Origin of the sequence: Aurantimonas litoralis, from assembly GCF_026153195.1 — a bacterium.
Taxonomy (GTDB): Bacteria; Pseudomonadota; Alphaproteobacteria; order Rhizobiales; family Rhizobiaceae; genus Aurantimonas; species Aurantimonas coralicida.
Window position 1 is genome coordinate 353,497 of the sequence record NZ_JAPFBM010000003.1, and the last position, 19,668, is coordinate 373,164.

Consider the following 19,668-nt stretch of genomic DNA (forward strand, 5'->3'; position numbering starts at 1 on the left):
GATGACGAATTTTTCTTAGCTCACAAGCCTTTAGGACGAGGTGAATCCGGCGTTTCGCATTTGAGCTTTCGCGTGTCCGAGGCGTGGTCCGGGTGGTGGTGTCCCGGACCGCCTTCATGCCGACTGCTCGGCTGCATCGGCGTCCGGCGCGGTCGCGAGTGCCGCGAGGGCGTCGTGGCTGCCGGCCAGCGTGGCCGCGATCTCGTCGAGCATGCCGGGCGCGATCGGCTCACCCGCCTGGGCTGCCGCCTCGACAGCGCCGCAGAGCCCGGCCGCACGGGCGGCACCGGCGCTGTTGCACATGGATTTCAGCGCGTGGGCCAGCCGGGCCGTCTCGTCGCTGCCGGCTGCGACGGCCTCCCGAAGGTCGGCGAGCGCCTTCGGTGCGTTGGCCGCGAACAGGCCGACGATCTTCTGCAGAACCGCCGGGCCGCTGCGTGCGACCAGCGATGCCAGCATGTCCAAGGTTGCCGGATCGAGGAGGGGGCCGCTCGCAGGGGCCGGCGACGGGGCGTCGGTGGACGGACCCTCCGGCTTTGACCCGGGCCGGTCGTTCGCCGGGCGGGTGCCGGCAAAGTCGCCGAGGACGCGCGAGATCTGCGGGATCGTGAAGGGCTTGGTGAGATAGGCGTTCATGCCCGCGCTCTGCCACTCGCCGGCGCTGCCCGGGTCCTTGTGGGCGGTCAGCGCGACGATGGTCGCGGGCTGGCGGCCGGCATGCCGCTCGCCCTCGCGGATGTGGCGCGTCGCGGTGAAGCCGTCCATGCCGGGCATGGAGCAGTCCATGAAGATGATGTCGTAGGCGTCGCGCTCGGTCATCGCCACGGCGGTCTCGCCGCTGTCGGCCAGCGCCGCGGTGACGCCGAGCGTGGCCAGGGCTTCCTTCAGCACCTCGCGATTGACCGCGACGTCGTCCACCGCGAGGACGCGCAGGCCGGACATGTCGGGCAGTTCCGCCGCGGTCTCCATGGCCGGGGTGTCGTCGCGCAGGGCCGCGAAATCGCCGGTCGCGAGCGCCTGCGCCAGATGCTCGATCTCGCTGCGGCGGAGCGGCAGCGCCATGGCGCCGGCGACCGCGATGTCGGCGCTCTCGCCCTCCGCGACGCGGGCGTCGCTGGCGCGCAGGACAACGATCGGCGGATGCGCGGTCGAGCCGGACGCCAGACGGGCCAGATGCGTCTCGCGCGCCAGGATCAGCGCCGGGGCGGGGCCGGTTTCGTCGCCGCGCAGAACCGTGGCGCCGCGCCGGGTGAGCAAGCCGGCGGTCGCTTCGGCGGTGATCGGGTCGGCATCGAGAAGCCGGATCGTGCGGCCCGAAAGGCTCTGCGGCCGCGGGGCGGGGCGGTGGATCTCCAGCGCGACCTCGAAGCCGAAGCAGGAGCCGACGCCTTCCTCGCTGGTCACCCGCACGGTGCCGCCCATGGCTTCCACCAGTTGCTTGGAGATCGCGAGACCCAGGCCGGTTCCGCCGAACTTCCGGGTGATCGTCTGGTCGGCCTGGGTGAAGCGGCCGAACAGCTTGCCCAGCTTGTCGGCGGGAATGCCGATGCCGGTGTCGCGGATGGTGAAGCCCAGCATCGGCGGCCCGCCGGCGTCCCTGGGCGCAAGGCACTCGACCGCGATGGTGACGCCGCCGGTCTCGGTGAATTTCAGGGCGTTGTTGACGAGGTTCGTCAGCACCTGGGAAATGCGGACCGGATCGCCGATCACCTCGGCCGGCACGTCGGCATCGATCATCGTGGCGATGGACAGGGATTTCTCGCGGGCCTTTTCGGCAAACAGGCTGGCGACATCCTCGACCAGGGTGTCGACCGACAGCGGGATTTCTTCAAGATCGAGGCGGCCGGCCTCGATCTTGGACATGTCCAGAATGTCGTTGAGGATGTTCAGGAGCCCGCGCCCGGAGCGCAGGATGATCTCGGCGTGGCGCAGATAGCGGCCCGGGATCGGCGCCGCCGACAGCATCTCCGCCATGACCAGCATGCCGTTCATCGGGGTGCGGATCTCGTGGCTGACCGTGGCGAGGAATTCCGACTTCGCGGCATTGGCCCGCTCGGCCTCGTCCCTGGCGCTGCGCATTTCGGCGGTGCGCAGGGCGACGGTGTCCTCCAGCGTTTCGCGGTGGCGCTGCAGCAGCCGGTCGCGTTCGTCGATGCGGGCGAACATGTCGTTGAAGGCCCCGGAGAGAACGCCGACCTCGTCGTTCGAGGTCACCTGCAGTCGCTTCGACAGATCCGAACGCGCGCCGATATCGGCGAACTCGCCGGCCAGGGCACGCAGCGGATCGATGATCCTAGCGATCCGCATCCAGGCAACCAGCACGGTCACCGCCAGGACGGAGGCGCCGACCAGGAGCGAGATCAGGAGATTGTGGAGATACAGGCCACGCAGCCAGGCGATGTCGGCATGAATGGCGATCGTGCCGACGACGATGCCGCCCTTGCGGACGGGGGCGGCCCCGGTGATCGTATCCGCGAAGAACACCGACGTCAGTGTCCCGTCGCCGAGACTGCGATCGGTGCTGACAAGGGCTTCCGAGGTTCCGATCTCGGCCACCGTCCGGCCCTCGGAATCGGCTGCGCTGGCGTAGCGCACATGGGCCAGGTCACGGATCCCGCGCAGGACCTCCAGCGTGCCGCGGCGGTCGTTCTCGGCGATGGCGTTGGAGGCGGCGGCGGCGAAAGCGGCGGCCGAGCTCTTCAGGCGGTTCTCTTCGGCGGTAACCGTCTGGCGGAAGTCCTGGTAGACGAAGAAGCCGACGGTGCTGGTGACGCCGACCATGACCGCCAGCACGACCACCAGCGACAGGCGGAACCCGAGGGAGCGCCAGAGTCGGACCCGCGGGGCGGGGGCCTGTCGTGATGCGGGCATGAGCCTATCCTGCCCGCAGGGTTCTGCGCCACCGTGACCGCGGCGCCGTCACGGCCGGACGGGCCGGCGCGGAATCAAAATCCGTTTGTGGCCCGGCCACCGGGTCAGGCCGAGCCGAACCGGCGCGCGGCATGCGCGATGTCGGTGAGGACGAAGGCGTCGGCGGCCGGCAGGGGCTTGCTGTAGAGATAGCCCTGGACGATGCGGATGCCGGCCTCGCGGACGATGGCGAGTTCCTCGGTCGTCTCGACCCCCTCGGCCACCACCGCCATGCCGAGATCCTTTGCCGTGGTCGCCGTGTTCTCCAGGAAGCGCCGCGAGATGCGGTCGTGGACGCAGGCCTGGACGATGGAGCGGTCGACCTTCAGCTCGCTGAACGGACACAGGCGCAGCAGCGCGAAATTGGCACTGCCGGTGCCGTAATCGTCGATCGAGACGCCGAAGCCTGCCATGCGCGCCCGCGTCAGGATCTCGATCATGTCGGTCATCGAGCTGGGCAGGGCGGTTTCGGTGAGTTCGAAGGTGATGCCGGACGGGTCGAGGTCGCGCTCGGCCGCCAGGCCGAACAGCGCCGGCATGACATGGGGCACCTCGATGATCCGCGCATCGAGATTGATCGAGACGCGGCGCGCGAAGCCCTTGGCCCGCCATGCGGCGATATCGTCCATGACCCGCGTTGCGATCTCGATGGTCAGGGGCGGAAGGTCGGCCTCGCTGAGGCCGGGATGGAAGACCGCCTGCGGCCCGAGGATCTCGCCGCCGACGGTGTCGAGCCGGATCAGTGCCTCGAGGCCGGTCACTTCCAGCGACACGAGGTCCACCTGGGGCTGGTAATAGGGCAGCAGCGTTCCGCGCGCGGTGGTGGACGCGGCGGCGCTGGCCGGCCTCCTGGTGGATCTCTGCTGTTGCGGGCAGGCTTCGCAGGCCTCCAGGAGCGCAACGAAATCGGCTGTCCGGATCGGCTTCTTCATGGAGCCGCAGATGCGCACGCCGAGCATCTCGCCCATGCGGCGGGCCGCATCGAGAATGGCCTCGGATTCGCCGCTCGACAGCAACACGGCACCGCCATAGCCCTGCTCGCCGAGGCTGCGCAGATAGGCGAGACCGTCCATCTTCGGCATGTTCAGGTCGAGGACGATGACGTCGATCGGATGGCGTGCCGCCCGCAGCGCCGCCAGTCCCTCGACGCCGTCGCAGGCCGTCGTCACCGTATGGTCACCCAGGGACAGTACAACGCTCTCGGCCACTGCGAGGAAGATGGGGTCGTCGTCAACGACGAGAATATGATGCGCAGTCGCCATGAAGCCTCCTGGGGACCGCTAACATCCCAGCCGGGAACGAAAAAACGGTTACCAGAGCAGGGCAGATGCGCGATTGTCTGACGGAAAGGTCAGATTTCCGGCTGCCATGGTCCGGCGCGGCCGTTCGGGGCGGGGGAACCTACGCGTTGCCAGCCCTGCGGGCCAAGCCGCTTATGCCGGACCGGGATCGTCGCCGGCGAGGATCTTCAGGCTCGCGAGGCTCGGGCAAAGAACAGCGACAACCCCTTGTAACGGATGAAATCCCGCAAGGGCAGGTCCAGCGCCGTGCCGTCGGTCAGGGGGATATGGGCCGAGGCGAATGCCTTCGGCTTGTCCCGTAGTCCGAACATGCTGTCCTGGCGCCGCCAGCCCTGTTTCACATCATAGAAGCGATCGCTGAAGCCGGTTTCCTGCATCCAGCGAATGATCGTGTAGAGCTGTTCGTTGATGCGGGCGCAGGCGAAGATGCCGACAAGGCCGCGGTCCCGGCCGTCGTCGACGGAGCCGGCAAGCGGCGGGCCGTAGGAAAATCCGCGCCGCACGAGCGAAGCCCCTCGGATTGCCACGCTAGTCTTTGCTTTGCCCGTACAGGGTCGAGCCGGAACGGCATCGCCGTCACCGAGCCGCGCGCAGGGCCGCGCCGGTGCGGCCGTTCTACCGGTCGATCATTTGTCGGCCCGGCAGCGGACGACCCGGAACGGGATCAGGGCTGCCTCCAGCCCAGCATGTCGCATCGCATGAGCTTACGAAAGGGAAGGCATGCGCTTCGTGTGTCGGCGCACGCCGCGAGCGCCCGGCGATGCCGTCTCCTGTAAGACACCGGACATCGACGCCAAACGACGCGACCGGGAACGCTGGCGCAGGGCGACGCGGACCGACCGGCGGTCGGCAGCCGGCCACCAAAACAGCCACGGATCAAGGTCCGGCCGTCTGAGTTGATCTTCAATGCAGTGGCACAGTCCGCCGCGTCTGCTGTCGCTGTTGCTTGCTCCATCGAAGCGAGCCACCACGCATAGCTACGAGGATCCAGCAAAATGAGAGCTGTCGTTTTTCACGGTATCCGCGACATTCGCCTGGACACGGTCCCCGATCCGACCATCAAGAACCCCACCGACGCCATCGTGCGGATCACGTCGAGCGCCATCTGCGGCACCGACCTGCACATGATCCGCGGGTCGATGCCCGGGATGGTCGAGGGCACGGTCATGGGGCACGAGGGTGTCGGCGTGATCGAGGAGGTGGGCAGCAGTGTCCGCAACCTGCGTCCCGGCCAGCGGGTGGTGATCCCGTCGACCATCGCCTGCGGCCACTGCTCCTACTGCCGCGACGGCTATACCGCCCAGTGCGACGACGCCAATCCGAACGGGCATCTGGCCGGGACGGCCTTCTATGGCGGCCCGCAGCCGACCGGCCCCTTCGACGGGTTGCAGGCGGAATATGCCCGCATTCCCCATGCCAACGTCAATCTCGTGCCGCTGCATCCGGAGATCACCGACCATCAGGCGATCTGCCTGTCCGACATCGCCTCCACCGGCTGGTTCGGCGCCGACATCGCCGATATCGAGGCCGGCCGCGGCAAGACGGTGCTGGTGATGGGCTGCGGCCCGGTCGGCCTGTTCAGCATATTGGGGGCTTGGCACAAGGGCGCCCAGCGGGTGATCGCCGTCGACCGCCTGCCGGACCGGCTGGACAAGGCGCGCGAACTGGGCGCCGAGACGATCAATTTCGAGGAAGAGAACCCGATCGAGGCGATCCGCGAACTCACCGGTGGCATCGGTCCGGACCGGGCGATCGACGTCGTCGGGGTCGATGCCTTCATGCCCACCAAGGGGCCGATGCGGGTTCTGGAAAAGCGCGCCGCGCAATATGCCGAACAGGTCGAACGGCTGGCCGAGGCGGGCGCCGACACCAATGCGGCGCATTTTGCCGCCGGGGACGCGCCATCGCTGTCCCTCGAATGGGCGACCGAGGCGCTGGCCAAGGCCGGAACCCTGGCGATCATCGGCGTCTATCCCCAGAGCCACAACGCCTTTCCGATCGGCACGGCGATGAACAAGAACATCACCATGCGGATGGGGAACGCCAACCACAAGAAATACGTCCAGGAACTGGTGGAGCTGGTGCGGCGCGGCGGGCTGAAGCCCGAACATATCCTGTCCCAGATGGAACCGATGACCGACGTCATCGCTGCCTATGAAACCTTCGACGCCCAGAACAAGGGCTGGGTGAAAGTGGAACTGAACCCCGCCGCGTGAGGCGCGGCGCCGTCCGCCTCGCGGCGGTTCACATGTGAAGGAAAGGAGAATGTCATGTCCGATGCCCGAACCCTGCAGACCGGCCGTTACGCCATCGACCACATCCGCAAGCCGGTGACGGTCTATTTCCACGACGACATCATCGCCAGCACCGACCATGCGCTTCTGGTGCGCGAGGAGGGTGCCGAGCCGATCTATTATATCCCTAGGGATCGCGTTCACACGGCGTTCTTCGTCGACAGCGACCGCGGCGGCGTGCCCGAAGCCAAGGGGCAGGCGCAGTTCTGGACGATCTCGGCGATGAACCGCGCCGGCCAGGATGCGGCCTGGGCCTATACGGACCCGGTCGACGAACTGAGCGCCGTGCGCGACCATATCGCCTTCGATCCCACCCAGGTCCGGGTCGAGGTCGGAGGACCGCCCGCCGGTGCGGTCGAAGAGACCCTGTAGGGCATGATCGTGCGGTCCGCCGCATTTCAGCTGCCGGCGTGCGTGCCTGCGTGGGGCGCGCCGCCGCGTCGCCACCCGTCTGCCGGATGGGCGGCGATTTTCTGACAGCCTTCGGCGGCGGCGCGGGGCCAAGGCCGGCGCCCGGCTTCGCCGGCCACTGACTTCTTGCGATCGGAGACGAACATGGATGCGGATGCGAAGGGTCGATGGCTGACCTGGCTCTGGCGCATCGGCATCGCCAGCTTCGTGGCGCTGGCCGGCTATCTGATCTGGCGGACGCTGCGGGACTACAGCCTGGCCGAACTGATGCAGGCGCTGCGGGCGTTTCCCCTCGACCATCTGGCCCTGTCCGGCATGTTCGCGGCGGGAAGCTACGCGACGCTCACGCTGTTCGACCTTCTCGGCACCCGCTATGTCGGCCACCGGCTGGCCTATCCCAAGGTGGCGCTGGCCTCCTTCGTGTCGCTGTCGCTCGGCCATTCCATCGGCTTTGCCGGCCTGAGCAGCGGCGCCATCCGCTACCGCTTCTACCGGCGCTGGGGCCTGTCGACCGGTGACGTGGCCAAGCTGATCCTGTTTTCCGGGCTCACGGTGACCGTCGGCCTCGCCACCCTCGGCGCACTGGCCGTCCTTCTGCGCCCGGGGCTCGCGGCGGAGGTGACGGGTCTCGGCCAGGGCATGGTCCTGGCCATCGGCGCCGTCGCGGCGCTGGGGGTCGTCATCTATCTGCTTCTCGCCGCCTTCCTGCGCCGTCCCCTGACATTCCGCTCCTTCGTTCTGGAAATGCCGAGCCTGCGCCTGGCGCTGGGGCAGGTCGCGCTCGGCGCCACCAATTTCGCCCTGGTCGCGGCCTGCCTCCACCAGGCGCTGCTCGGGATCGCCGAGGTGCCGTATCTGTCGGCGGCCACGGTCTATGTCCTCGCCAATGCCGGCGTCATGCTGACCCACGTGCCGGGCGGGCTCGGTGTCTTCGAAGCCGTCGTGGTGACGCTCCTGTCCGGTCGCGGCCTGCTGACGGCGGTGCTGGTCTTCCGCTTTACCTATTTCCTCGTGCCGCTCGCCATCGGCGGCCTGGTTCTGGCCGTCACCGAAACCGTCTGGCGCTCGAAGACGTCGTCCGACGCCTCGGTCAGGAGCAGCTGAAGCGGCCGCGCCACCAGGCCGCCGTGCCGAAGGGGGCGATCGGATCGAGCAGACGCGTGCCGAGTTGCGGCCGCCGCGGGCCTGAGGAGGCGAGGGCGGGAAAGCCGACGAGGCGCCGGTCGCCGCCGTTCAGCCGGTCGATGGTGCGGATCAGCGAACCGGTCTCTGCAAGCGTCTCCAGCACCGTCGCCGGATCGGCGCCGAGATGTTCGCCGACCAGCCGGGCCATGATTGAGCGGATCGCGGCCCGATGCTCCGGCGTATCGGCGACGAGGCCGAGGTCGCATTCGGTGTCGACGCCGACGGAGCGGTTGTTGAAATTCGTCGACCCGACCCGAAGGAAGCCGTCGTCGGCGACGAGGATCTTCGAATGGATGAAGATCTCGTCGGGGTCGGAGACCGGGCCCTGCATCGGGTGGAATACCCGCAGCCTGTCGTGGCGGTCGAACCGCTTCAGATGGCGCAGGAGCCGGTCCCGGTTCGTGCCTTCCGAGAGCTGCTCGACGAAGCCGTTCATGCTGCGCGTGGTGACGACCACGATCTCCGGGCCGTCCGGGGCTTCGAGCAGTTCGGGCAGGATGGTGCGGGCAAGCGCGCCGGCGAAATACTGGTTCTCGATATAGATCGTCCGCCCTGCGCTGCGCAGCGCGTCGACCGTCAGCCAGGCTGCGTGGCGCACGGGCGGTGGCCCGCGCCAGCCGCCGCCCGGATCGGTGACGGCGATGCCCGCCGGCACATGCCGAAAATCGGGGGATCGTTCGGGTTGCCGGGCGACCGGTCCTGTGGCCGGGCCGGCAAATCGCGGCGCCTCGTCGGTAGCCCGCTGCCAGCGCTCGGCCGCAATGGCCAGGAGGTCGCCAACGACTTGGCCCGTCAGGGCGACCTGGCAGTCATGCACCGGCCGCGCCTTCGATCCGTCGGCCTCGACCCGTCTTCTGTCGGCGGGGCGATGCTCCTGCGTATCCCAGCGGCCGACGGTCAGGTCGATCCCGCCGACGAAGGCGCGCACCCCGTCGACGAGGACGATCTTCTGGTGATGGGACGCGTAGAAGCGGTTCGTGCGGTCGAGCTTCAGATGGATCCGCGGATGATCCTGCCAGTCGCCGCCGAAGAGCAGCGACATGCCATGGCTGGGGGCATGCGCGACCGCGAAGCTCCAGATCAGGATGTGGATCTCGAGCGTCTCATGTGCCTCGACCAGCGAGCGCAGACGGTCGCCGAGTGTCGTGCCGCTGCCATCCGCATCGGGGCGCAGGCGGACACTGGCGTCGAAGTCCCATCCGACGATGACGATCGAGTGCCGGGCCCCTTCGAGACATTCGTCCAGACGCGCGAAATATCGCGCGCCATCGACGAGCACGGTGGCCGTCTCGGCACGCGAGACGCTTCGGCAGTTCCGCCCCGCCTGCAACAGGGCGCAGGGTGCCGGCGCGTCTGCCGCGTCATGTCCGTACATGGTGGGGGCCTCGGTCGTGTCCTGCCTCATTCCGTCTCGCGTGTTCGTGAGGGAAGCGTCAACCGACGGATATAGTCGTGCATATTCCGCCGGGAACGGGATGAGCATTGCTCCGGGAGCGCTGTCCGGCCGGCGGCGATCACGTGGCGGCACATAAGTCGCGAATTGCCCAGCCGAACGCGCTTCGTTGTCAGGCAACGGAAATTTCCATGCGCCCCTGGCGGCGCCTTGTGACCCGAGGGACCAAGCGGCGCCGGTGGGGCGCTATCATACTTTAGGGACACGTTTCCGCGGCTTCGCCAGAACGAAGAAAACGTGGAGACATTCGATGGATCAGACCCAGAAACAGGCGGTGGAAGCCGTCGCACGCGCAGCAGCCACGGGCTCGCTGATGATCGTCCGCCAGACCGCGAGGCGCATCGCCGCGGCCAACGGCATCACCGACGAGGAGCGGGTCGACGATCTCGCCCGCTTCATCATCGCCGAAGGCGGACGGCTCGGCGTGGCCATGGAACCGGGATCGCGGGAGGCCGTCGAGCGTCTGAAGGACGACGGGGCCGGCACGATCGTGGCCCTCTGACCCGCGGATGAGTGCGGTCGATCAGTCGGTCGGCGCCCTCGCGGCGAGCATGCGCGAGGCGGAACGCGAACGGGCCGTGTGGGCCGAGGGCCGCCGCGCCTGCCGGGAAGAGGGCCCTAATGCGCGCTTCGCCGGCACCAGCACCGCCGACCATGCCATCTGGCTCGCCGGCTTTGCCTATGAACAGGGGCGGCGGCGGTCCGGGCGATCCTGGCAGGATCGATGATGGCGGACCACGGCGATGCTGCCCGTTCAGGCGGTGTCACAACCGTAGAAGCCGCGATAGCCGATCGTCAGGCCCTGATCGAGGGTGAAGACCAGTTCGGCATCGGAGCGCCAGTCGGCCTCCTCCCCCAGGGGACGGACGGCGACGGATACGCCCGGCGCGCCGTAGACGACGCCGGTCTCCGTCCGGTCCTGCGCTTCCAGCGGCACGAGGATGCCGTTCAGCTTCATGGCTCCGTCGGCGCCGTCCTGCGCGGCCCAGAAGATGGGATCGGTCTCGCGGCTGCGGTGGAAGACGCAGCGCGATCCGGCTGCAAGGATCTCGTCTGCCTCGGCCTTCGGCATCGGGGAGGGGTCGAGCGTCGAGACCAGGGCCTGGCCGAGGGCGTCCTCCACCGTGCCGACCTCGGCCGGCGGGTCCTGATAGATGGAATCCACCGTGTTGCCGTCCGACACCTCGGCGATGAGGTAGCGCATCTCGGCGATCTCGCGCCGCTGCGCCTCGATGATCTCGTCCGCCATCTTCCGCACCCGCGGATCGCTGATCTGCGCCCGCTCCGAGGTCATGATGGCGATGGAATGGTGCGGGATCATCGCCTGCATGTAGCTCGACCCGGAGACAGTGACCTGGCTGCGCACGAGCCACAGGGAGAGCGCGAAGACGACGATGGCGCCCGCGAAGATCGCGATGTTCAGCGCCTTGTTGGCATACATTCCCAGCATGTAGGCCAGCATGATGACGGCCATGGTGGCGCCCATCAGGATCGCCATGTAGGTGCGCGTCTCCGAGAAGAAGACGTGCTCCAGGGCGTAGGTGTTGAGATACATCAGGATGAACATCACCACGGTCGAGGTGAGGATCATCAGTCCAAATCGCACATAGGACATCGGTCTGGCTTCTCCTTGATCGGCCTGCGGGGCACGGACCGGACGATGCGGCCGCCGTTCGAACCTCACCAGCAAACGGGCGGCACCTTGTCCCGCCGGTGTTGGCTCGTCGCCTCTCCCGCCTGTTGCCTGCAGGGCATCGGCCGGACGTCATGCGGTAGGCTCGCCTACAGCGGGCTTTTTGGCCGAACGGGTCGCGGCGCGACGGGTTCCTCACGACTTCGAGAGGCGCCTACTCACCCAAGGTCAGGAACAGGCCGTCATGCCGCAGCGCCATGCAGGCGAGGCGCTGCGTTCGCGACCCTATCCGCGCGCTAACGTAAGCCAGCCACATGATCGACGCCGGTCCCGGCGGGGTCGCGCTGTCAAATGTGCAACCGTGGCGTATATCCAAGGGGGAATGACGCAGATTCGATGAGGCTTCATGTCCGACGGGAGCGCTGGTCCAGGCGCCAATATGGAACGCTTCACGCCGGTCTGCGCCATCGGCGCGTCCGCAGGTGGCGTCTCGGCGCTCCGCAGCTTCTTCCGGCAGATTCCCGACGATCTCGGACTGGCCTATGTGGTCATCGTCCATCTGGCGCCCGACCATCCGAGCGCTCTCAGCGAGATCCTGGCGGCCTGCACCTCCATGCCGGTCCACGAGGTCCATGACGGGCCCGCCCTGAAGCCAGACTGCGTCTATGTGATCTCGCCCGATCGCGAACTGGTCATCGAAGGGGATTCGATCGCCGCCCGTCCCTTTACCGAACCCAGAGGGCATCGCGCGCCGATCGACATGTTCTTCCGCTCCATCGCGGCCGGGCGCGGCGATGGTCTGGCGGTGGTCATGACCGGGGCCGGCTCGGACGGCGCGATCGGCATTCGCTCGATCAAGGAAGCGGGCGGCGTCGTCTTCGTGCAGGAGCCGGCCGAGGCGGGCTTTCCGTCGATGCCGCACAGCGCCATCGCCACCGGCGCGGCGGATTTCGTCGGCCCCATCGCCCGGCTGGTGGAGCGGATCGGCGAGGTCGCGCGCAGCAAGGAGGCGGTTCGCTCGCTCGACGAGGGCGGCGCGGCCAACGATTTGCGGCGCATCACCACCTTCCTGCGGGCCCGGACCGGACACGATTTCTCCAGCTACAAGCGCGCGACGGTGATGCGCCGCGTGCTGCGCCGCATGCAGGTCAACCGCATCACCAGCATCGCCGAATATGCCGACTATCTGAAGAGCACGCCGGAAGAGGCGCAGGACCTGTTCGGCGACCTCCTGATCTCGGTGACCATGTTCTTCCGGGACAATGACGCCTTCGCCTCGCTCGCGCGCTGCGCGATCGCGCCGATCTTCGACAATCTGGAGGAAGAGGGCATCCGCGCCTGGGTCGCCGGCTGCGCCACCGGCGAGGAGGCCTACAGCCTGGCCATCCTGATGCTGGAGGAAGCGGAGCGGCGCAAGGTGCAGGTGCCGATCCAGATCTTCGCCAGCGATCTCGACGAGGGCGCCCTGGCGACGGGCCGGCAGGGCCGCTACCCCCATTCGATCCGTGCCGATGTCAGCGACGAGCGCCTCGCCCGCTACTTCCACGACGACGGCACCCATTACCGCGTCAACCAGGAGGTCCGCGACTGCGTCCTGTTCGCGTCGCACAGTGTGCTGCGCGATCCGCCCTTCCTGCGGCTGGATCTCGTCGCCTGCCGCAACCTGCTGATCTATCTGGAGCGCTCGCTGCAGAAGCAGATCTGCTCGATCTTTCATTACGGGCTGCGGGGCAACCGCTACCTGTTCCTCGGCTCGGCCGAGACCGCGGATTCCAGCCCGGACCTGTTCGCCACCGTCGAGCGGGACGCGCGGATCTATCGCAGCCTGCCCAAGGCGCCCGGAATGCAGCCGGAACTGCCGCAACTGGTCGCCGACCATCGCGCCACGGGCTACGCGCAGGCCGCCGAGCCGCAGGCCGCGCGCGACGGACGGGCGGCGACGCCGACCGATACCCACGCTTCGGCCCTCGAACGCTTCGCGCCGCCCAGCGTGCTGGTCGATGCCGGCTACAACATCCTGCACATGTCGCCGACGGCAGGCCGGTTCATCCTGCACTCGTCCGGTCCGTTCACCAGCCGGCTCTCGGCGGTCGTGCGGCCGGAACTGCGCCTCGACCTGAAGATGGCGCTCGGCAAGGCGTTCGATCAGAAGCTGCCGACGGTGACCCATCCGGTGGCGGTGGACATGGAAGGGGCGATCCGCAGGATCACCCTGTCCGTGATCCCCGTGACCCACGGGTCGGCCGCGCCGGTGCAGACGCTGGTCCTGTTCAATGACGGGGGGCCGGCCGAGATCGACGAGGGCCCGGATCCCGAAGCCCTCGCCGAGCCCGGCGAGATGCGCCGCCTCCATGCCGAGCTGAAGGCCGCGCAGGAGGCCCTGGTCGCCAGCCGCCACGAGCACGAGGCCTCGATCCAGGATCTGCGGGCGGCGAACGAGGAACTGCAATCCATCAACGAGGAGTACCGGTCCACCTCCGAGGAACTGGAAACCTCCAAGGAGGAGCTGCAGTCGATCAACGAGGAACTGCAGACGGTCAATGCCGAGCTGAAGGTCAAGCTGCAGAGCATTTCCTCGGCGCACAGCGACCTGCAGAACCTGACCACGGCGACCGAGATCGGCACGCTCTTCCTCGACGCCCAGCTGCGCATCAAGATGTTCACGCCGCCGGTCGCGGCATTGTTCAACATCGCCGAGAGTGATGTCGGCCGGCAGATCACCGACTTCACCCATCAGCTCGAGCATGACGGCATCGAGCGGGAGGTGAAGAAGGTGCTGCGCGATCTGGCGCCGCTGGAAAGCGAGGTCTGCAGCCGCAACGGACGCTGGTACATGATGCGGGTGCGCCCCTATCGCACCATCGAGGACCGGATCGACGGCACGGTGATGACCTTCGTCGACATCACCGAGCGCCTCGAGATGGAGCGCCGGTTGGCCGAGTCGGAACGCCGGCTGCGGGCGCTCGTCCAGGCCAGTGCGCAGGTGATGTACCGGATGAACTCGGACTGGTCGCGCATGCGCGAGCTGTCCGGCGAGGCGGGCCTTGGCGATGACGACAGCGGCGGCGACAACTGGTTCGCGCGCTTCATCCAGCCCGAAGACCGTCAGCAGGTCGAGGAGACGGTCACCGCGGCCGTCGCCCGTCAGGCCCCCTTCGAGATCGAATACCGGACCCGGCGCGCCGATGGCACCGGCGCCTGGGCGCTGGCGCGGGCCGTCCCGATCTTCGACGGGTCCGGCGCGCTGACCGAATGGTTCGGCATCGCCAGCGACATTACAGAGAGCAAGGATTTCCAGGAGCGCCAGCGGGTTCTCGTCGCCGAATTGCAGCACCGCACCCGCAACCTTCTCGGCGTGGTCCGCTCGCTGGCCGAAAAGACCGCCGAAGGGGCAGAATCCACCCAGTCCTTCCTGGCGAAATATCACACCCGTCTCGACGCCCTGTCGCGGGTCAACGGCATGTTGTCGCGACTGGAAAGCGGCCAGCGCGTGACCTTCCTGGAACTCGTCCACGCCGAGCTGGCCGCCCAGGGCGGCGATCCGGACACGCTGGGCGACCGGGTGGTGCTGGACGGGCCGGCGGATGTCGAGCTGCGCTCCGCGACGCTCCAGACCTTCGCACTGGCGATCCATGAACTGACCACGAATGCGACCAAATACGGTGCGCTGGTGGGGAACGGCCGGCTGGCGGTATCGTGGCGCCGGCAGACGGACGCGAACGGCGTGGAATTCCTGCATCTCGAATGGATCGAAACCGGCGTGGAGATGAGCCTGGAACGCAAGAGTCCGATGTCGGCCGGCGGCTTCGGCCGGGAACTCATCGAGAAGGCGCTGCCTTTCCAGCTTGATGCGCGTACGACCTATCGCCTGACCGACGATGGCGTCGAATGCACGATCGACCTACCGGTCAGGCGGATATCGCAAGGCGGTAACGAGAGGAGCGAACCATGAATATGGTGGCGAACAGGCAGAGTGATCGCCGGCTCGACCTTTCCGGCAAACGCGTGCTTCTCGTCGAGGACGAGTACTTTCTTGCGGAAGACATGAGCCGCAGCCTGCGATCGTCCGGCGCCGAGGTGCTGGGGCCCTTTGCCGATGTGAACGGCGCCATGCGTTGCCTGGAAACCGAGACGGAGGTCAGCGCGGCGATTCTCGACATCAATCTGCGCGGCGAGATGATCTTCCTGCTTGCCGACGCCCTCGGCGCGCGCAAGGTCCCCTATGTCTTCTCTAGCGGCTATGAACGCTGGGCCATTCCGCAATCCTACAGCAAGGTCCCGCTCTACGAGAAGCCGACCGACGCCGCCAGGCTGATGCGCGAGCTGTTCGGCCAGGGGCGGTAGCCTTTCGGCGCGCAGCGGCCGGCGCCCGCAGGCGGATCGGTCCGCTTGGGTCATGCCTACGGAAACAGTGCTTTACAGAGAAAGTTGAGGCCACCATCCAGCGAAGTGATAGGTTATTGGGCTGAGCGGCGTCGATCGCTGCGGCCCCCTCGCGGGCATGATCTTTCGAGGAGGATTCTCTTCGACAGGCGATCGTCCGGACTGGAGTGCAATGCCCCACAAGCTGATCCGCAAGCTCGAGCATTTCACGCGGCTGGCATCGGACGATCGGGACGCTCTCGAGGCGCTCGCACAGCATCGGCAGCGCCTCTACCGGGCCCGCGAAACGATCATCAACGAGGGCGACAAGCCGGAGGTCGTCAATCTGTTCCTCGACGGATGGGCCTGCCGCTACAAGGATTTGGAGAACGGCAAGCGGCAGATCATGTCGATCTTCGTTCCCGGCGACATCTGCGACCTGAACATCTTCATCCTCAAATACATGGACCATTCGATCGCGGCGCTGACATCGGTCACGGTGCTGGAGATCTCGCGCGATGCCTTCGAACGCGCCATCGCCCGAAGCCCCCGCGTGATGCAGGCGCTGTGGTGGGACACGCTGGTCACGGCGGCGGTCCAGCGGGAATGGACGATGAATGTCGGCCAGCGCGACGCGCGCGAGCGCATCGCCCATCTGATCTGCGAACTCTACACGCGGCTCGATTGCGTCGGGCTCGTCACCGATGGCGCCTGCCTGTTTCCGCTGACCCAGAGCGAGCTCGGCGAGGCGACCGGCCTGACACCCGTCAGCGTCAACCGCGTGCTGCAGGATCTGCGCAGGTCCAACCTCATCCACCTGCACGATTCCCGCCTGCGCATTCTCGATCTGCCGGGTCTGCAGCAGGCCGCCATGTTCAATCCGAACTATCTGCACCTCGGTCAGGAAGGCAGCCATCTGGCGGCAAATACCTAGCCGTGCGCAGAAAATGCCGACAATCGTCTGAACCGAACGGGAGCGGAGGCGGTTGGGTGTCTGGAAAACGCAATGATCGGGCAAGGCTGCCGCGAGGATGCAAAGGCCCGAAGGGCATCTTACGCGATCGACGCTTTGCTTCTGTTTGCGGGGAGAGTTTCGTGGAGCCGGGAGACAGATTTGAAGACCCGGATAGGCCATGGCCCGGAACGCGATCCGCCGGGGAACGAATGATTGGTGTCGCCCGGGCGAGCTCTCTTCGTCCCCATGACGGCCGCAAGCGGGGCCGGATCCGCACGCGAAAGGACAGCTTGATGGCCGGGCCGGACCGTTCGCAATCGCGCTCCCGGGAGGCGAGGGAGGCCTGGCTGTCGACGATCGTGGAGGCGGTTCCGGCGCTCCTGTGGGGCTTTGCCGCGGATGGACGATGGTCCTGGGCGAGCCCGCAATGGGTGAGCTACACGGGCCTCGATCCGGCGGAGAACCGCCGGCGCGTCTGGCTCGAGGCAGTTCATCCCGAGGACCGCGAGACCGCGCTCGCAGCCAGCGTGCCTGCGGACGAGCCGGGCCGCGCTGCCCATATTCGGATCCTCGAGGCGCGAACCGGCAGCTACCGGTGGTTCAAGATTATGGGGTCTGCGCTTCCCGTTCCCGATCCGGACAATACCGACGCGCCGGTGTGGCTGGTCACCGCGACCGATGTCGACGATCTGCAGAATCTGAGGAACGAGCAGCGCCGGCTTCTGGCGGAACTGCAGCACCGCGTCCGCAACAATCTGGCGAACATCCGGTCGATCGTACGGCGCACCGGCGAAACGAGCGCCAGCGTCACCGATTTCGCGGGCCATCTGGAAGGGCGGCTCGACGCACTGGGCCGTATCCAGACCTATGTCGCCCGCAGTGCGGCCGGCGACGTCGCGCTGGTCGAGATCGTTGCCGAGGAAATCCTGGCCGGAGCACTGCGCGAAGGCGAGAATGTCCACATCGACGGGCCGCCGATCCGTTTGCCGGCGCGCATCGCCGAACCGCTGGCCCTCGCCGTCCACGAACTGACCCAGAACGCCATCAAATACGGTCCGCTGATGACGCCCGACGGATCGGTGCGCGTCACATGGCGGCTCGACGATCGGGACGGAACGCGGTGGCTGGACTTCGAATGGGCCGAGACGGGTTTGCGCGATCCGCTGCCGGAGACGATCCGCGACGGCTTCGGCTTCGAACTCCTGAAGCGCACCCTCGGCTACCAGATCGACGCCCACACGACGATCCGGCTTGATCGGCACAAGATGGAATGTGAGATTTCGATACCGCTCGGCAAGGCATAGGCGAACGGCCGTTCCACGACGCGGCGGGGGACCGTCCGGCCAATCGGCGAGCTTCCGTGTTTCAGCGGCCCCGGCGGAGACCGTGGCGCCGTGGCTCGGGTGGGCGCCGGTTTCGCCGATCGCCGACTGCAAGGCACTGGGGGAGGCGATGCGCCGATCGAGCCTGATCCTGAAGAACCTCAGGTTGAGCGTGATGGACAATTCGTCGGCCTTCGCCTTCTCGACGACCATCACGGGCTCTTTCGCGCTGCTGAACCTCGTCGCCCCCGCTTCGGCGGTGCGGATATTCGCCGGGGCCGCCGGCACCGTTCTGGCCTTCATGGTGGCCGAATGGCTGGCTCTCCTGTTCCTGCAGCACCAGCCGGACGATGAATCCACCAGCACCCGGCTGTTCGGCCGCATGATGAACTTTGTCTCCGTCGGCCTGGCGCTGGGCGTCACCACTCTGATCGGCCACTGGCTATCGGGCGCGATGAGCTGGTTCGTCGCGGGATTGCTGTCTAGCCTGGTGTTCATCCTCATCGAAGGGCTGGAACTTGCGGTCGCCGAAGCAAGGGAAACGGACGAATGAGCGCCGCTGCCTGCGTGGCATGAAGCGCGCTGTCATCGAGGGGCTTTCAAACAGCGCCCCCGGGCCGAAACAATAAGGTCTGCTTATACCAGTTAAGCGAGCGGCTCGCCCGGACCGGCCAGACTGAGACGATCGAGAAGATCGAATCGGAGCGGGCGATGCAGATGTCGTTGAGGGAGGCCATCGGCGAAGCGGTGGAACGCGCACATGATGCAGGATCGCTCGTCTTCGGCGAGATCAAGGCCAGCATCCTGGCAGCATATTCCCTGCAGGACCCGCTCGACGAAACCGCCATCGAGCTCGGCATCATCCAGGAAGCCTCCCGCCGCAGCCTTCCGCTCCGGTTCGAGAAGGCCCGAAACCCGCTGCGATCCGACGGATTCGATGGAGGCTCCGCGCAGGCGTTCGGCCACCAGGTTCCGGCGCGCTAGGCGCGAACAGGACGCAGGATGATGGTGCGGAACGCTTTGCGACGCCGCAGTTTCCAGAATATCGAAATTTGTCAGAGGTTTGTCGCCGACGCCGCGGGCGGGCGTTTAATGGCGGTGAGAGAGGGATTCGAACCCTCGATACGGTTTCCCGTATACACGCGTTCCAGGCGTGCGCCTTCAACCACTCGGCCACCTCACCAGATGTTCGAGGCTACAAACGGGCGGTCTGGCCGTCTGTGACGCCTGAAAGGCGACCGGGCCGGAGCGCACCAAATCAGTGCGTTCGCGGCCCTCTCGAACGGCGCGGACTATAGCCAGAACGCTTCGCGGTTCAAGAGCCGATTTCGCCAAACCGTGATGCGGCCTTCTGCCAGCGGCGATTGTGCCGGCGCGGCAGTGCCCCCACCTATCCTCGGTGGGCCATTCGAATGTGCTAGTCTCGCCGTCATGGCTGCTTCGCCGCAGGCCGTCGGCATGACGGGGCGAGATGACGGGGCCGGGCCGCCGGAAGCGCGAAGCGGGCCATGGAACGACGCGAGGGAGAGACGATGCGATTGCTGCTGCGCCTGTTCGGAACGCTGTTCCTCTGCGTCTGCGTGGTGTTCGCCGTCGGCGACATCGCCCGCAGCCTGGCGGCCGAAACGGCGCGGCTTCTGACCGTCGCCGAGGCGCTAGCCCTTATCGGCAGCAGCCTGCCGCCGGCGACCGACAGCGCGACGCTCGCCACCGCGACCCACGAGATCGGCCGCTGGTCCGTGGCGATCACGGCGGGCGTTGCCGGCCTCGTCTTCCTCGTCCTCGGCCGCAAGCCATGGTCCCGGCGCCGGCCTTCGCTGCGCTGACCGGACCGCCAGAAAC

General features: G+C 67.2%; 16 protein-coding genes, 1 tRNA gene and 1 pseudogene. 12 read left to right on the top strand and 6 right to left on the bottom strand.

Annotated elements, in window-relative coordinates; genetic code table 11:
* Nucleotides 1–114 precede the first annotated feature (114 nt).
* From N7I30_RS09100 to N7I30_RS09110, 3 genes are all read right to left on the bottom strand, one after another.
* On the bottom strand, nt 115–2,871 hold the full coding sequence (locus N7I30_RS09100; protein ID WP_498638278.1) for an ATP-binding protein: 2,757 nt from the start codon (nt 2,869–2,871) through the stop codon (nt 115–117).
* Nucleotides 2,872–2,975: 104 nt separating this feature from the next.
* Nucleotides 2,976–4,172, bottom strand: a complete 1,197-nt coding sequence (locus tag N7I30_RS09105) for an EAL domain-containing response regulator (RefSeq protein ID WP_498638281.1) — start codon at nt 4,170–4,172, stop codon at nt 2,976–2,978.
* A 206-nt stretch (nt 4,173–4,378) separates the two neighbouring features.
* A complete protein-coding gene (locus N7I30_RS09110) occupies nt 4,379–4,714 on the bottom strand; it encodes a hypothetical protein (protein WP_498638284.1) in 336 nt (111 codons plus the stop codon).
* A gap of 621 nt (nt 4,715–5,335) precedes the next feature.
* Between N7I30_RS09110 and N7I30_RS09115 the strand changes: the two are divergent.
* The 3 genes and pseudogenes from N7I30_RS09115 to N7I30_RS09125 all read left to right on the top strand — a co-directional run.
* Nucleotides 5,336–5,932 (top strand): annotated as a pseudogene (locus N7I30_RS09115) (alcohol dehydrogenase catalytic domain-containing protein); the annotation flags it as partial.
* A 549-nt stretch (nt 5,933–6,481) separates the two neighbouring features.
* Entirely contained in the window at nt 6,482–6,877 is a 396-nt protein-coding gene (locus N7I30_RS09120) for a DUF427 domain-containing protein (RefSeq protein WP_498638286.1), read from the top strand.
* Between the two features lie 183 nt (nt 6,878–7,060).
* Entirely contained in the window at nt 7,061–8,020 is a 960-nt protein-coding gene (locus N7I30_RS09125; RefSeq protein WP_498638288.1) for a lysylphosphatidylglycerol synthase domain-containing protein, read from the top strand.
* On the opposite strand, the gene N7I30_RS09130 is transcribed toward N7I30_RS09125, so the two are convergent.
* On the bottom strand, nt 8,007–9,506 hold the full coding sequence (locus N7I30_RS09130; protein ID WP_498638290.1) for a phospholipase D-like domain-containing protein: 1,500 nt from the start codon (nt 9,504–9,506) through the stop codon (nt 8,007–8,009). The genes N7I30_RS09125 and N7I30_RS09130 overlap by 14 nt on opposite strands.
* A 298-nt stretch (nt 9,507–9,804) precedes the next feature.
* On the opposite strand from N7I30_RS09130, the gene N7I30_RS09135 reads away from it, so the two are divergent.
* Nucleotides 9,805–10,056 carry a hypothetical protein gene (locus tag N7I30_RS09135; RefSeq protein WP_024351565.1) on the top strand — a complete coding sequence of 84 codons (252 nt, stop codon included), beginning with the start codon at nt 9,805–9,807 and terminating at the stop codon, nt 10,054–10,056.
* Between the two features lie 7 nt (nt 10,057–10,063).
* Nucleotides 10,064–10,282, top strand: a complete 219-nt coding sequence (locus N7I30_RS09140; protein ID WP_498638292.1) for a hypothetical protein — start codon at nt 10,064–10,066, stop codon at nt 10,280–10,282.
* A 26-nt stretch (nt 10,283–10,308) separates the two neighbouring features.
* On the opposite strand, the gene N7I30_RS09145 is transcribed toward N7I30_RS09140, so the two are convergent.
* Nucleotides 10,309–11,169 (bottom strand): DUF6692 family protein, encoded by an 861-nt coding sequence (locus N7I30_RS09145; RefSeq protein WP_498638294.1) that lies wholly within the window; start codon nt 11,167–11,169, stop codon nt 10,309–10,311.
* Between the two features lie 457 nt (nt 11,170–11,626).
* Here N7I30_RS09145 and N7I30_RS09150 point away from each other — a divergent pair, with 457 nt between their 5' ends.
* The 6 genes from N7I30_RS09150 to N7I30_RS09175 all read left to right on the top strand — a co-directional run bounded on the left by N7I30_RS09150 (nt 11,627) and on the right by N7I30_RS09175 (nt 18,810).
* Nucleotides 11,627–15,139, top strand: coding sequence for a chemotaxis protein CheB (locus tag N7I30_RS09150; RefSeq protein WP_498638296.1), 3,513 nt, complete (start codon nt 11,627–11,629; stop codon nt 15,137–15,139).
* Complete coding sequence (locus N7I30_RS09155) at nt 15,136–15,531, top strand: response regulator (RefSeq protein WP_187392259.1); 396 nt, start codon at nt 15,136–15,138, stop codon at nt 15,529–15,531. The genes N7I30_RS09150 and N7I30_RS09155 overlap by 4 nt, the downstream gene beginning before the upstream one ends.
* A gap of 211 nt (nt 15,532–15,742) precedes the next feature.
* Nucleotides 15,743–16,483 carry a Crp/Fnr family transcriptional regulator gene (locus N7I30_RS09160; RefSeq protein ID WP_498638299.1) on the top strand — a complete coding sequence of 247 codons (741 nt, stop codon included), beginning with the start codon at nt 15,743–15,745 and terminating at the stop codon, nt 16,481–16,483.
* Between the two features lie 314 nt (nt 16,484–16,797).
* Nucleotides 16,798–17,808: a sensor histidine kinase gene (locus N7I30_RS09165; protein ID WP_498638301.1), complete on the top strand. Its 1,011-nt coding sequence runs from the start codon at nt 16,798–16,800 to the stop codon at nt 17,806–17,808.
* A 148-nt stretch (nt 17,809–17,956) separates the two neighbouring features.
* A complete protein-coding gene (locus tag N7I30_RS09170) occupies nt 17,957–18,379 on the top strand; it encodes a hypothetical protein (protein WP_498638304.1) in 423 nt (140 codons plus the stop codon).
* A gap of 158 nt (nt 18,380–18,537) precedes the next feature.
* Complete coding sequence (locus N7I30_RS09175; RefSeq protein WP_498638306.1) at nt 18,538–18,810, top strand: hypothetical protein; 273 nt, start codon at nt 18,538–18,540, stop codon at nt 18,808–18,810.
* Between the two features lie 109 nt (nt 18,811–18,919).
* Here the strand turns inward: N7I30_RS09175 and N7I30_RS09180 are convergent.
* Nucleotides 18,920–19,009: transfer RNA gene (locus tag N7I30_RS09180), tRNA-Ser, on the bottom strand.
* 325 nt (nt 19,010–19,334) lie between these two features.
* Here N7I30_RS09180 and N7I30_RS09185 point away from each other — a divergent pair.
* Nucleotides 19,335–19,652: a hypothetical protein gene (locus N7I30_RS09185; protein ID WP_475364952.1), complete on the top strand. Its 318-nt coding sequence runs from the start codon at nt 19,335–19,337 to the stop codon at nt 19,650–19,652.
* Nucleotides 19,653–19,668 lie beyond the last annotated feature (16 nt).